This is a genomic window from Bacillus sp. PK3_68 (assembly GCF_003600835.1).
GTDB lineage: Bacteria > Bacillota > Bacilli > Bacillales > Domibacillaceae > Pseudobacillus.
Window position 1 is genome coordinate 1119531 of record NZ_NQYC01000001.1, and the last position, 14394, is coordinate 1133924.

A 14394-nucleotide genomic window follows, 5' to 3' on the forward strand; every position below is an offset into this window, starting at 1 on the left:
ATTCTAAGTCGTTAACATTCTCTGTCTGACCTTAATAATGCAATTCTTATGCCACTAACACCTTTATGAAAACGCTTTATTTTCCAATTCGTTCTCTGCAGTTGCTTGCATACCGTGCAATTTTTTGCAGGCAATTCAATGCAACTGATACTTTTCTAGCTTGTAGTATAAATTCCTAATGGAGATTTTTAATTCTTTAGCTGCTGCCGTTTTATTTCCATTATTTTTAGCCAAGCGTGATTGGAGGATTTCTTTTTCATAGAGATCCAGCATTTCTTGCAGTGAATGCCCTTTTTGATTGCCAGCATCCCGCCACTCATCTCCTATGCTGCTCATTTCCTTTTTTCCCTCCAACAACGGCGGCAGAGCAGCTGCATCAATGAAACTGTCGCTGTAATTTAGGAAAATCATCGCTCTGCCCAAAACATTCTCTAATTCCCGCACGTTACCTGGCCAAGAATAGTTCATCAACCGTTCCATTGCTTCAGAAGTTACTCCTTCGACATTTCTTCCGTAATCCTGATTGATCTTTGCGATGAGCCGTTCACACAAAAGCGGGATATCTACCTTTCGATTGCGAAGTGGGGGAATATGTATAGGCATCCGGTTAAGCCGGTAATATAAATCTTCACGGAATGTCCCCTCCGCCATCGCTTTTTCTAAATTAACATTTGTAGCCGCAATAACCCGCACATTAACAGCGATAGATTTTGCTCCACCCACTCGAACAATCTCTTGCTCTTGCAACACACGCAAAAGTTTTGCCTGCATGTTGGCGCTTAACTCACCAATTTCATCGAGAAAAATACTTCCGTTATTTGCCTCTTCAAATAATCCCCTTTTGCCGCCGCGACGGGCACCTGAAAAAGCTCCATCTTCATAGCCAAACAGCTCGCTCTCCAATAATGATTCTGTGAGAGCTGCACAGTTAACACGGATAAATTTATTGTAGCGGCGATCACTAGCATTGTGAATGGCGTGAGCAAATAATTCTTTTCCAGTCCCAGACTCCCCTCTTAACAAAACGGTTGCCGGTGTATTCGCTCCAGCTTTCGCCTGTTCCACAGCAACTTTCATTTCTTCAGAACAGCCAATGATTTCCTCAAATGTATACTTTGCTTCCAGTGTACGAATAATTTGTCTTGCACGGTCGAGTTCTTTCGTTAACGATTGAATTTCTGTTAAATCGTGGATAACGCCTACGCTGCCTTTCAGCTTATCATCTACAAGAATAGGGGCGACATTTACAACGACTTCCTTTTTTTTAGGACCGACATACATTTTCACACCACGTACTGGCTGTTTCTTGGCAAGCACTTGCAAATGCACGCTGTCTCCCTCTGAGATATCGATGGTCGCGGGCTTTCCAATCACCTCTTTTTTACTGAGACCGGTTAATCTCGTGTACGCCGGATTAATGAGCAAACCTCTTCCTTTTTCGTCTACTACTGAAATGGCGTCATCACTAGAAAAAATAATCGCCTTAAGCATCGTTTGAATTTCCTTGAGATTAGTGATCTCCTCAGCCAGATTAACAACTTCGGTAATGTCTTTAAAAATAGAAAAAGCTCCAATGACCTTTCCTTCTGCTGTGATCATTGGGAACCGCGATGTAATAATCTTCTCATTCTCTGTCAACTTTTGTTCCCTGTTAATTTCCGCCTGTTTATGTTTTAACACTTCCGGCAAGCGGCTGTTCGGTACAATTTCCGTCACATGCTGCCCAATGGCGTTCTGCTTCCTAACCCCGAGAATACGTTCCGCACTTTTATTGAACAGGATAATCTTTTCTGTCTGGTCGATGACGATCATTCCTTCATCAATGGATTCAAAGATGACGTCATATTGATACGACTGATTTTTCAGCCGCATAATTAGTTCCTCTTTTTGTTTAAGGAGCTGAGCCAGTATATAAGCGACACTACCTGGAATCACAACAGCATTGGGATCATATTGGCGAACTGCTTCGAATATACAGCTGTCTCCGGTTACTTCAATAATGACATCGGGCTGTTTTTTCATGAATGACTGCCAATTCTGCCCTGTCGAAATCCCCATCTCCCGTGCCAAACGAATAGCCGGGGCCCCCTTATCTACATCTGCCACCGCTATTACTTTCATCATTTGGCTGTCCATCAATATTTTTAAAACTGAAAGGCCGCCTTGTCCACCGCCAATAATTAAAGCTGTTTGCATGAAGCCATCCCCCGCTTTCTTTCAGCCTGCAAATTCTTGCATGCTCTTATTTTATACCTGTAAATCCCGCTTGACAAATTTTATAGGTAGGATATGATTTTTGTGAGTAAGAGTTGAAGGAGTAAAACTAAATGATCCGACTACTGGCGTTATTGGTTTTAGTTATCCCCGGTTTCTTAGCGGGACTTGGTATAAAATTAATGAGGGATATGCTATTTGGCATACTGCAGCCTCCTTTTCCGTTTCTATGGCTGCAGTTTCTGATTGGCCTCGTTCTATTTGTTGGCGGGCTGGGATTTGTTGCTGGCTTTATTTTCTACAGGGATCGAAAAAACAATAAAGTACAAAACCGATTTAAAGACAAATGAAAGCTCCTTATGTGTTTCTGCTTTTTGGCAGGTAACGCATAAGGAGCTTTTTTACACATCTAACACACTGTCTCGAATAGATAAAGCTGTTTTCGGGTCATCAGTAATCAGACCGGAGCAGCCTTCTTCAATTAGCCAGCGGATTTGCTTTTCTTTATTGACTGTATAAGGCCGAATATGAATACCATTCTCAACGGCTGAACGGATAATCTCATCTTTGACTGTGCGAATATTCGGATGAATAGCTCCCGCCCGAATAGCCTCAGCATATTTCCATGGCATGTAAAGATGGGCAGAATAAAGAGCTGCGGTCTCTAAATCCGGTGCGAGCTGGTATACATAAGTTAGCGAGTAATGGTTAAAAGAGGAAATAATCACGCGGCCTTCATAGTTAAATTGACGGATGAGCCGAATCACTTTTTCTTCCATTCCCTTGTAGGGAAACTCATTATTTTTTAACTCGATATTACAAATAAGTTCATTTTCCCGCATCCATTCAAACACATCTTCCAAAAGCGGAATGCCAATGTCATGAACGGCTTCTGGAAACTTATATTTCGCTTCTAACTGTGACAGGTCTTTCCATTCCCAGTCTTTCACATAGCCTTGACCATTTGTCGTGCGGTTTAACTTCTCATCATGAATGACAGCAAGACGTCCATCTTTTGTCAGCTGAACATCTAGTTCAATGCCATCAGCTCCTGCTGCTTCTGCCGCTTTAAAAGCGGCTAGTGTGTTTTCGGGAGCTATTGCAGAAAAGCCGCGATGAGCAAAGATAGCGGTCATAGAAACACATCCTTTTTCTCTACCTTCTGCTATGTACCACGAACTTAGCAGGCGGCTTTACTTACGGGTATTATTAGCATCCTTTCGCTTTCAAGAAGCTTTATGTTCGAGACGGAGCTTATCTGCTACCATGGCAATAAATTCCGAGTTGGTTGGTTTAGCTTTTGTCATGGAGACAGTATAGCCAAACAAACTAGAGATTGAATCAATATTCCCCCGGCTCCAAGCCACTTCAATCGCATGACGAATCGCCCGCTCTACACGGCTGGCCGTTGTATTATATTTTTTTGCAATATCTGGATAAAGAACTTTGGTAATAGACCCAAGCAGTTCAATGTCGTTATATACCATAGATATAGCTTCACGCAAATACATATATCCCTTAATATGGGCGGGCACACCGATTTCATGAATGATGCTTGTGATGCTTGCATCAAGATTAACCGCCTTTTTTGCTGGTTGTTTTAATGTTTCTTGCGACGAACGCCGCATCATCGAGTTTTCTTTACCGCTTACCTGGCGGATATGATTAAACAAACTCTCAATATCAAATGGTTTCAGCATAAAATAGGAGGCACCGAGCTCCACCGCCTTTTTCGTAACATCCTCCTGTCCAAAAGCCGTTAGCATGATTACATTAGGAACCGTTTCAAGTTCAAGATCTCTCATTCTTTCCAAAACGGCCAATCCATCGACGTGAGGCATGATAATATCCAGAATGAGTACGTCTGGCTTAGCGTCAGGCAGCATATCCAAACAGTCTTGTCCATTGCTCGCCCTTCCTGTGACTTCCATGTCCTCCTGAGAAGAGATGTACTCTTCAAGCATATTCACAAGATCCCGGTTATCATCAACAATAGCTACTTTTATTTTAGACATAGTTAAATTCCTCCCCATCCGTTTGCTCTCTCGCAAGTGTACATTTATTCTAATAGTTTTTTCGACAAAGGGAAATGATTTCCTTTAAATTTTAATAATATATATTTTTTCGTTGATTTTCTTTTATTTTCGACGAATTTCTTCCATTTTCATTTATAAAAAAACAAGCGGATTGCTCCGCTTGTTTAGCTCGCTTCACTCTTCTCTGTTCCCGTCAAGGAAACCCCTGCCTCATTGAGCATCCATTCAATGTGAACACCGTATCCTGATGTAGGGTCATTGACAAACACATGTGTGACCGCACCAATCACTTTTCCATTTTGAATAATGGGGCTTCCGCTCATCCCTTGAACAATTCCTCCTGTTTTGTCAAGAAGCCGCTTATCTGTCACCTTTAAAACCATCCCTTTTGTTGCAGGATATTTTTGGGGGATGGTGCTCACGATTTCTATATCATACCACTCCACTTTTTCCCCGTTTATAACTGTTAAAATTTTAGCTGGTCCCTCTTTCACCTCATGAGACAAAGCAACTGGATAAGATTTCTTCACTAAATTATTGGAAATCGGCTGGTTTAAGCGTCCAAATATGCCGTATGGACTGTTTCTTTTAATATCACCCAGCTTTTTTTGGCCGGTCGAAAACTGAGCCAGCTTTTCACCCGGGTTGCCATTGCGGCCTTTTTCAATGGACGTCACTTTTGATTTTACAATTTCTCCACCTTGAACGATAATTGGTTTTTTTGTATCTGCATCGGCAATGACATGTCCCAATGCTCCATATTTCCCTGACTCCGGTTCTACAAAAGTGAGTGTTCCAATGCCTGAGGCAGAGTCACGAATATACAAACCGATCTTAAATGATTGTTCATTTTTATCCTTTAACGGCTTTAATTCCGTATGAACAACTTTTTGATTCCTGCGTATTGTCACTTGGAGCGGTGTAGCCTCTTGTCCCGCCCGTTGAACAAATGCGCTGATGTCCTGCATTTTTTTAATTTTTTTTCCGTTGATCTCTGTAATCATATCGCCAATCCTAATTCCTGCTTTTTCTCCCGGCGACTGCTTGCCGCCAACAGTTTCCACAAGATGATGGCCAACAACAAGGACACCAAATGTATTCAATTTAATGCCGATTGATTGCCCTCCTGGAATAACACGGATTTTGCTAGCTGCTGCTGCTTTTTCATTTTTCTCTGGAAAGCCTGCCAGCTGCAAAAGCTCGGCTTCATCATTAAGCGTATAGTCTGCTGCCGCTGAGGTTTTATCTTTTTCTGAATGTCCGATGCCTGCAGCATAAACGCTATTTATAAAAGAAGAAATAACGAAACATACTACAAATGAAACAAGGAGAATTCCACCAGTGATTGTATTGAATGTATACTTGTTCAAACCGTTCACTCTCCTCGCTTCTAATCAAGCCCGACTTGCCGGCTGTATCTATACTTTTTCCTTGAAGAGCGTCAATTATTACGTAAAAAGCTGCCCACAGTTGGGTGCGACTGACAATGAAAAAGAGCAAAAAAAATAAGCCTGCATAGGGCAGGCGATCAAAGTGCTTCCATTTCTACACTGATGACGTGTTTTATTTGTTTCAACTCATGATAGACATCAGTGGCGTACAATTTCTCATTCACCAAAATTGTTAAATCCAATTGTTGGAGCGTTCCTTCTTGCACATCTTTAATCCGAACTTTATGGGCTTTCATGCCCTTCTGTTTCATTTGTTTGAGTATTTCAGTCATTTTATCATCATTATCAACGATAATTTTTACCTTTAATTGCTTTTCCGTTAAGGATTTAGGACCAATCCATTTAAATATAACCGGAAAAATTTCTACACTAATAATAATTAGACAGGTGGAAATGATGGCCTCCATCCAAAAGCCGGCCCCGCAGGCAATGCCAATCGCTCCGGCTCCCCAAACAATGGCTGCGGTAGTCAGTCCGGAAATGATATCGTTGTTCCTTCTTAAAATAACACCTGCTCCCAAAAAACCAATTCCTGATACAATTTGGGCAGCAAGCCTGAGCGGATCCATTGGTTTTTCGTAAGGAATAGCGAAATGATTAGCCGCCTCAATGGAAACATCGGTAAGCAAACAACTGGTAATTCCGATAACGACGCATGTTTTTAAACCGAGAGGCTTTTTCTTGATTTCTCTCTCCAATCCCATGATCATGGATAAAATAGTAGCAACACCCAAATTAAACACAAAATCACTTACCGCTATAAACATATCTCCCCTTCTCCTTTGCCGACGTAACCATATCGATTGGACTTTTATATCTCTTTCCGAGATGCTCTAAACTTATAAATGAAAAGATAGAAAAAAGCCGCAAGAGCAGCTTTTCTTTTTATTTTATTTTTAACGAGGCAGCCAGATCGAGCAGTTCTTTTGCATGTTGTTTCGTTAAATCTGTCATCTCCACTCCAGAGATCATGCGGCCAATCTCCCGGACCTTTGCTTCGTTTTTCAATGGCTCCACTAGGGTTTTCGTCCGCCCATTTTTCATCATTTTTGAAATGTATAAGTGAGTATCAGCCATAGCGGCCACCTGTGGCAAGTGGGAGATACAAAGCACTTGTGAATGGACAGCGACTTCATATATTTTCTCGCCGATAGCTTGAGCTACACGACCGCTAACTCCTGTGTCTACTTCATCGAATATGATGGAAGTGATGCCCTGGTGCTGCGAAAAAATTGTCTTCATGGCGAGCATAATCCGTGACAATTCTCCACCCGATGCTACTTTAGAAAGTGGTTTAACCGGTTCTCCCGGGTTCGTTGAAATATAAAACTCTACTTCATCAAGGCCATCTTTTTTAAAGACCTTCGGCTGGACTCCGTCTTTTCCATCTATTGTGGCGAATTGGATTTGAAACACTGTTTTATCCATGTATAGCTGCTTAAGCTCGAGATGAATGGCATCCGTCAATTTCTTGGCAGCCTTCCGTCTTAAATGGCTTAGCTGCTCTCCTTCAAGCAGCAAATCCTTCTCATACGCTGAGAGTTCATGACGCAATTTTTCAATATGCGTTTCTCTATTAGTTAACGTGTCAATTTCCTCTTCAATTTTGGCTCCATACTCTAAAATCTCCTCGATAGAGCCTCCATACTTTCTTTTCAGCTGATTGATTTCATTTAGTCTTGCTTCAATAAAGTTAAGTCGATTTGGATCAAATTCGAGACCATCCAAAGCTGAGCCTGCATGTCGAGCGGCATCTTCAAGCACATAAAAACTCTCGGATACGGCTTCGTAGGCTGATTTATATGACTCATCAATCTCAGCTGCAGCCTCTAACTGAGTCATGGCCAATCCAATCCAATCGAGTCCCTTTCCTTCACCTTGCAGGGCATTGGCGGCATTTTGAACAGATTCATACAGTTTTTCAAAATTGCTCAGCTTTCTTTTCTCCTCCATAAGTTCATCGTCTTCGTGAATCCGTAAGTCTGCTTTTTGGATTTCTGAAAGCTGAAATTGAATTAAGTCCAATCGATGAGCCATCTGTTGCTCATTTTCGCTCAACTGGCTAATAGCTTTGACCGTTTGTTCATAACGTTTGTAAACCTCCGCATAGCTATCCTTCGCTGCTAACACTTCCGTTCCGCCAAAATGGTCAAGCAGGCGTAAATGCTGGCTGGCATCCATTAACTCCTGATGTTCATGCTGGCCGTGGATATCAACGAGAGCTGAACCTACCTCACGCAAAATCCCGATCGTTACAAGCTTGCCGTTGATGCGGCACACGCTTTTGCCGTTTGCAGAGATTTCACGTCGAATGACAATCGCTTCTTCTTCGACATCAATGCCGAACTCTTGCGCCTTTTCCAAACAAGGGTGATCGGGGCTGTCAATTTGAAACATTCCTTCTATTTCAGCCTTCTTTTCTCCATGACGAACAAATTCGGACGAACCACGGCCGCCTACAAGCAAGTGAACGGCATCAATAATAATCGATTTCCCGGCTCCGGTTTCACCAGTAAGCACAGTCAGCCCTTTTTCCAGCGATACATGAAGTTCTTCTATGATAGCAAAATTGCGTATGGACAGTTCCTGTAACAAAATCAGTTCACCTCAAATCAAAGCATTTCTAAAAAGCGTTCTGAAATCACAGCTGTATGCTCTGGAGCGCGGCAAATGAGCAGGCAGGTATCATCCCCACAGATAGTCCCCATGATCTCTTCCCAATCTAAATTATCAATCAATGCACCGACCGCCTGGGCATTTCCTGGAAGTGTTTTCATGATGACAAAGTGTCCAGCAGAATCAATGCTGACAAAAGAGTCTACCAGCGAACGCTTTAACTTTTGCAGGGGATTAAATCGTTGATCCGCCGGCAAGCTGTATTTATAGCGGCCATCCATTAATGGAACTTTAACTAAGTGAAGCTCTTTAATATCCCGGGAAACGGTTGCCTGTGTAACGTTGTAACCGAGTTCTTTTAGATAATCCACTAATTCATCTTGTGTTTCTATTTCATTATTAGCAATAATTTCTCTAATTTTAATGTGACGTTGTCCTTTATTCATCGTTTACCACCTCGGGAATCGTATAAATATGCTTTAATATACAACATTCTATCTTATTTAACTTCTTATGTATAGCGAGGGAAAGCTTTCAGACAATAAGGTTTATTCGGTAAATAATGTTGGTAATGGGCCTTGCTTTTTCTCTTGATGGCCGATGGTTAATAAACAAGAAAACTGGCCGGAAATTCCTGACCAGTCTTCTCCTTCGGCTAATTATTTTTTTTATTTGTTTCAATTCAGAGTGAGCCGCCTTAACAACTGAATCAACGGACTCCTCTAAAAAGTTCTCTCCTGTTTCAGCCTTTGCCTGTGGCCAATTTAAATGAATCAAAAACTCAATGTTGCCGTCCCCCCGGTAATTGGGGAAAAAGAAAGGTTTTTAACATCATACCCGAGTCCGAGCGCTAAGCTGATGATCTTTTCTATTACTTCTTTATGGATAGCCGGCTCTCTGACAATTCCCTTTTTGCCAACCTGCTCTTTTCCTGCTTCAAATTGCGGTTTAATCAACGCTATTGTGTCACTTCCGGGCACAAGCAGGGTTTTCAAAACAGGAAGAATGAGCGAAAGCGAGATAAAAGATACATCAATAGTGGCAAATTCAGGAGCTCCTTTGCTAAAATCTGCCAGTGTCACATAGCGGAAGTTTGTCCGTTCCATGACGACGACTCGCTCATCTTGGCGCAGCTTCCAGGCCAACTGATTATAACCGACATCAAGTGCATAAGACAGCTTCGCCCCGTTTTGCAGGGCACAATCGGTAAATCCCCCCGTCGATGAGCCGATATCAATCATAATTTTATCTTTAATTTTTAAATCAAATACCTTTAGTGCTTTCTCCAATTTTAAACCGCCGCGGCTTACATAAGGAAGCACATTCCCCTTTATTTGCAAAGGAGCATCTGAAGAGATCTTTTCACCTGGTTTATCAAGCCGTTCTTCATTAGAATACACAAGACCGGCCATCACAGCCCGCTTTGCTTTTTCTCTCGTCTCAATAAGCCCTCTTTCCACGAGCAGTACATCTATGCGTTCTTTCTTTGCTTTCATACTCATGCTCTTTTCTGTTTTTTTGGTGTCATTGCTGCCAGCTTGCGAACAGCTGTCTCTTCCGTCAAACCAATTTCCTCCAACAGCGCATTCACACTGCCGTGTTCAATAAAGCAATCCGGAATTCCCATGCGATCAATAACCTGTCCATAAAATCCATGATCGTGAGCAAATTCAATCACAGCGCTGCCGAAGCCCCCTTGGAGAACAGCTTCTTCGATCGTCAAAATCGGCATGTTAGCTTCGAATATACTCATTAACATTGATTCATCAAACGGTTTGATAAAGCGGGCATTGACCACCTTTACTGATAGCCCTTGTTTTTCTGCCATAGCTGCCGCTTTCAACGCCATTGAGATCGTTGTGCCGAAAGTTAAAATGGCGGCATCTGTGCCTTCACGCAACACTTCCCATGAGCCGATCGGAATTTGCTTCAGCTCTTCATCCATCGCTACTCCCAGCCCATTGCCGCGTGGGAAACGCATAGCGATTGGCCCATTGTCATATTGAATGGCTGTATGAACCATATGCTGGCCTTCATTTTCATCTTTTGGCATCATCAAGACCATGTTTGGTATGTGACGCAGGAAGGCGATATCGAATACACCTTGGTGGGTTTCTCCATCTGCACCGACAAGCCCTGCTCGATCAATGCCAATAAATACATTTAAGTTTGGACGGCAAATGTCATGAACAACTTGGTCATATGCCCGCTGCAAAAACGTAGAATAAATCGCCAGAAAAGGCTTCATCCCTTGGGTAGCCAATCCGGCAGCAACAGTGGCAGCGTGCTGTTCTGCAATTCCGACATCAAACATCCGGTCAGGAAACTCTTCCGCAAAGCCAAGCAGCTTGGAGCCAACAGGCATGGCTGGTGTAATCGCCACAATGCGTTCATCCTTGCGGGCGATTTTTCTGACAGTTTCGCTGACAAGCGCACTCCAGGCAGGCGGCTGTCCGACCGGCTTGATTAAATCGCCAGTATCAATTTTATACGGGCCGGTTCCGTGCCATGTTCCCTTTGTATCCAATTCTGCTGGGCCATACCCTTTTCCTTTTTTAGTTAAAACATGTAACAAAACTGGCCCTTCCGTTTTCTTAGCATATTGCAGGTTTTCTAATAACTCTTCATAATTGTGTCCGTCGATCGGCCCCAGATAAGTAAACCCAAGCTCTTCAAAAAACATCCCAGAAACGAGTAAATATTTCAAGCTGTCTTTTAAGCGTTCGGCTGTTTGGGCCATTTTTCCGCCAACTGCCGGAATTTTTTTCAATAAACCTTCAAGCTCATCTTTCACCCAATTATACTTGCCGGCGGTCCGCAGTCGTCCAAGTATGCTGTGAAGAGCCCCTACATTCGGAGCGATGGACATTTCATTATCATTTAAGATGACGATCATATTCTTTTTTTCATGGCCAATATGATTCAGTGCTTCGAGAGCCATGCCGCCCGTTAATGCTCCGTCGCCAATCACAGGCACAATATAGGATTGTTCTTTCTTTAAATCTCTGGCAATCGCCATGCCCATTGCCGCCGACAAAGACGTAGAACTGTGCCCGGTCTCCCATACGTCATGCTCGCTTTCTGCCATTTTAGGAAAGCCGCATAGCCCTTTATATTGGCGGAGTGATTCAAATTGCCCAGCACGTCCAGTTAATATTTTATGAACATACGATTGGTGGCCGACATCCCATAAAATTTTGTCCTGAGGACTATTGAAGCAGCGATGCAAAGCAACGGTCAGCTCAACAACCCCAAGGTTAGGGCCGATATGGCCACCTGTTCTAGACAAATTCTCAATCAAAAATTGTCGAATATCCATGCTTAAGTCATTTAATTCATCAATCGTCAAGCCCTTTAAAAAGGCAGGACTTTTAATAGATAACAGATCCAATCGGATCACTCACTTTCATAACTGTGTCATTTCACTTTCTTTATTATAACGTGATCATTATTTTACACAACTTTTCCCTGAAAAATTGACTGATTTGCTTTTTCTTGAAATACTTTGAAAAAATAGCCGCTAACACAAAGTGTGATAACGGCAATTTGATGAAAGTAATACTATCATTATACCACACAGAACAAATCACAACAATTTTAGCCAATTTTCTTACTGATCACGTGTAGCAATTAAATCAACAAGCTCGAGCAACAAGGCCGAGTCTGTATTCGTTTGCAAAAGCGCCGCACGTGCTAATTCTGCATGCTTGGCCAATTGGTCTTTTGCCCCATCCATCGTCAACAAGGCTGGATAGGTACTTTTATGATTGGCAGAGTCACTGCCAACTCGTTTGCCAAGCTTTTCTTCCGACCCTTCCACATCTAAAATATCATCTTGGATTTGAAACGCAAGACCAATGTGGAAAGCATATTGCTGAAAATGCGCCAGTTGTTCTTCATTTGCTCCCCCGAGTAAAGCACCAGCCATTACACTGTAAGCGAGTAAACGGCCTGTTTTATTCTTATGAATGTACTCCAGCTCAGCAAGTGTTAGCTCTTTTGTTTCCCCTTCAATATCAGCCATTTGGCCGCCTACCATTCCTTCGGGACCTGCTGCCTCAGCGAGCCATTCAATTAACGTTACTTTTTGCTCGTTTGAGTAACTCTCAGACTTAGCTATTATTTGAAAAGCGTACGTTAATAAGGCATCTCCTGCTAGAATAGCAGCCGCCTCTCCGAATACCTTATGGTTTGTAGGCTGTCCTCTTCGCAAGTCATCATCATCCATGCTCGGCAAATCGTCATGGATCAGCGAGTATGTATGAATCATTTCAAGTGCTGCAGCAGCTGCAAGGCCGGTCCGAGGATGTTCCCCAAAGGAAGCGAGCGTAGCAAAAATTAACATGGGACGGATGCGTTTGCCCCCAGCCTGCAGCGAATAGTCCATCGCTTCTTTCAACACGGAGGGTGCTTGCAATTCAGCAATTAACTCTTTTAATTCTCTCTCTAAAACTTCTTTGTATTCCTTCATAAAAACAGACAGTGTAGCCGCCATGTTTATTCCCCCTCATCAACAGAAAAATCTTTTTCGCCATCATCTGTTATTAGTTTTGCTAATTGTTCCTCCGCCTGGCTTAAAAGCGCATGACAAAACCCGGATAATTCCATCCCTTTTTGATAGAGGCTTAATGCTTTTTCCAGCGGCACGTCTCCCTCTTCTAACTTCATAATGATAGACTCCAGCTTTTCCATCGCTTCCTCAAATGTGATCTCTTTATTTTCCATTCTCTTTCACCTCAATTGATTCAACTTGACAAATCAAACTTCCGTCAACAAGCTGCACTTTCACCTGCTCGCCGACCTGCACCTCACCGCTTGATTTTACAAGCTTGTTTTCTTCATCATAAGCGAGACTGTAGCCGCGCTCCATGATTTTCAAAGGACTCAATGCATCCAGCATGGAAAGGTGCTGGCGCAACTCTTCCTTTTTACTTCGCAAAAGCGTTCCAATCTCTCGAGAAAGAGAAGCATCCAGACGTTGGACTTGCTGCTTTGCTTCATCAATCTTTCGTTTTGGATGACTCCGCTGCAACCTTTCTGTTAAATTGCTGACTTGTGCTGCTGTATTTTTTATATACACAGATTGTCCTCTTTCAAGCCTATCTGTTAATCGGTCGAGCCGTTCCTGCTGCTGCCTATATAACGCTTGTGGATTACGAATAATATAAGCACTTCTGGCACTTTCAAATCTTTTTCTCTCACGTCTCACTTTTTCCGATATCGCCCGAATCAATCTTGTTTTCCGAACGAATACCTTCTCCAATACTTCTTCGAGATGCGGAACAGCCATTTCGGCCCCAGCCGTCGGTGTTGGCGCTCTCTTGTCAGCCGCAAAATCAGCAATCGTTACATCGGTTTCATGCCCGACGGCTGAAATCACAGGGATGGCCGAAAAATTAATTGCTCTGGCTACGTCTTCTTCATTAAAAGCCCACAACTCTTCAATGGATCCCCCGCCACGCCCGACAATCAGTACATCGGCCCGTTCATCATCGTTTGCTCGCTGAATGGCTGCTACAATGGATGGAGCGGCATTCGCCCCTTGAACGAGAGCAGGATAAATCAACATTTCTGCCACTGGATAACGACGCTTAATCGTTGTAATAATGTCCCGAACAGCTGCTCCTGTCGGGGAAGTTACAATACCGATCGTTTTCGGATATGCGGGCAGCGGCCTTTTTCTATTCTCATCAAAAAGCCCCTCTTTCGCAAGCTTCGTTTTTAGTTGTTCAAAAGCTAGATATAAACTGCCGATACCGTCCGGCTGCATAGAGGTTACATAAATTTGATATTGCCCGCCCGCTTCGTAGACAGTAATATCTCCTGTGACCAGCACCTGCATGCCGTTTTCTGGCTGAAATTTCAGCGAGCGATTGGCAGATGAAAACATAACAGCTAGAATCCGTGCTTTATCATCTTTCAATGTAAAGTACATGTGCCCGCTTGAATGGCTTTTAAAGTTGGAAATCTCCCCTTTAACATAGACGTTTGTTAAATGAGGATCGGCATCAAACTTTCTCTTTATGTATTTTGTTAAGGCTTTAACAGTTAAATAACGTTCTACTTCCATTTCTCAT

Annotated in this window: 12 protein-coding genes and 1 pseudogene; 1 reads left to right on the forward strand and 12 read right to left on the reverse strand. The window is 42.8% G+C overall.

The window, feature by feature from the left end; translation table 11 throughout:
- Nucleotides 1-135: 135 nt before the first annotated feature.
- Nucleotides 136-2196, reverse strand: a complete 2061-nt coding sequence (locus CJ483_RS05860) for a sigma-54 interaction domain-containing protein (RefSeq protein WP_120032844.1) — start codon at nucleotides 2194-2196, stop codon at nucleotides 136-138.
- Nucleotides 2197-2327: 131 nt separating this feature from the next.
- On the opposite strand from CJ483_RS05860, the gene CJ483_RS05865 reads away from it, so the two are divergent.
- Nucleotides 2328-2564, forward strand: a complete 237-nt coding sequence (locus CJ483_RS05865) for a DUF2627 domain-containing protein (RefSeq protein WP_120032847.1) — start codon at nucleotides 2328-2330, stop codon at nucleotides 2562-2564.
- Between the two features lie 51 nt (nucleotides 2565-2615).
- Here CJ483_RS05865 and CJ483_RS05870 read toward each other — a convergent pair whose 3' ends face one another.
- The 11 genes and pseudogenes from CJ483_RS05870 to xseA all read right to left on the reverse strand — a co-directional run bounded on the left by CJ483_RS05870 (nucleotide 2616) and on the right by xseA (nucleotide 14387).
- The gene (locus CJ483_RS05870; protein ID WP_120032850.1) at nucleotides 2616-3350 is read right to left on the reverse strand and encodes a glycerophosphodiester phosphodiesterase; all 735 of its coding nucleotides are present in this window, start codon (nucleotides 3348-3350) and stop codon (nucleotides 2616-2618) included.
- Between the two features lie 90 nt (nucleotides 3351-3440).
- Nucleotides 3441-4229 carry a sporulation transcription factor Spo0A gene (spo0A, locus tag CJ483_RS05875; protein WP_120032853.1) on the reverse strand — a complete coding sequence of 263 codons (789 nt, stop codon included), beginning with the start codon at nucleotides 4227-4229 and terminating at the stop codon, nucleotides 3441-3443.
- Nucleotides 4230-4414: 185 nt separating this feature from the next.
- Entirely contained in the window at nucleotides 4415-5620 is a 1206-nt protein-coding gene (gene spoIVB / locus CJ483_RS05880; RefSeq protein ID WP_259455577.1) for a SpoIVB peptidase, read from the reverse strand.
- 158 nt (nucleotides 5621-5778) lie between these two features.
- Nucleotides 5779-6468: an MgtC/SapB family protein gene (locus CJ483_RS05885; protein ID WP_120032860.1), complete on the reverse strand. Its 690-nt coding sequence runs from the start codon at nucleotides 6466-6468 to the stop codon at nucleotides 5779-5781.
- Nucleotides 6469-6586: 118 nt separating this feature from the next.
- Nucleotides 6587-8296 carry a DNA repair protein RecN gene (gene recN / locus CJ483_RS05890; RefSeq protein ID WP_120032863.1) on the reverse strand — a complete coding sequence of 570 codons (1710 nt, stop codon included), beginning with the start codon at nucleotides 8294-8296 and terminating at the stop codon, nucleotides 6587-6589.
- A gap of 17 nt (nucleotides 8297-8313) precedes the next feature.
- Complete coding sequence (ahrC, locus tag CJ483_RS05895; RefSeq protein ID WP_120032867.1) at nucleotides 8314-8763, reverse strand: transcriptional regulator AhrC/ArgR; 450 nt, start codon at nucleotides 8761-8763, stop codon at nucleotides 8314-8316.
- Between the two features lie 220 nt (nucleotides 8764-8983).
- A pseudogene (locus CJ483_RS05900) lies at nucleotides 8984-9813 on the reverse strand (TlyA family RNA methyltransferase); the annotation flags it as partial.
- 2 nt (nucleotides 9814-9815) lie between these two features.
- Nucleotides 9816-11708 (reverse strand): 1-deoxy-D-xylulose-5-phosphate synthase, encoded by a 1893-nt coding sequence (gene dxs / locus CJ483_RS05905; RefSeq protein WP_120032870.1) that lies wholly within the window; start codon nucleotides 11706-11708, stop codon nucleotides 9816-9818.
- A gap of 219 nt (nucleotides 11709-11927) precedes the next feature.
- Nucleotides 11928-12812 (reverse strand): polyprenyl synthetase family protein, encoded by an 885-nt coding sequence (locus tag CJ483_RS05910; RefSeq protein ID WP_120032873.1) that lies wholly within the window; start codon nucleotides 12810-12812, stop codon nucleotides 11928-11930.
- Between the two features lie 2 nt (nucleotides 12813-12814).
- Nucleotides 12815-13042 (reverse strand): exodeoxyribonuclease VII small subunit, encoded by a 228-nt coding sequence (gene xseB, locus CJ483_RS05915; RefSeq protein ID WP_120032876.1) that lies wholly within the window; start codon nucleotides 13040-13042, stop codon nucleotides 12815-12817.
- Nucleotides 13032-14387, reverse strand: a complete 1356-nt coding sequence (gene xseA / locus CJ483_RS05920; protein ID WP_120032879.1) for an exodeoxyribonuclease VII large subunit — start codon at nucleotides 14385-14387, stop codon at nucleotides 13032-13034. The genes xseB and xseA overlap by 11 nt, the downstream gene beginning before the upstream one ends.
- Nucleotides 14388-14394 lie beyond the last annotated feature (7 nt).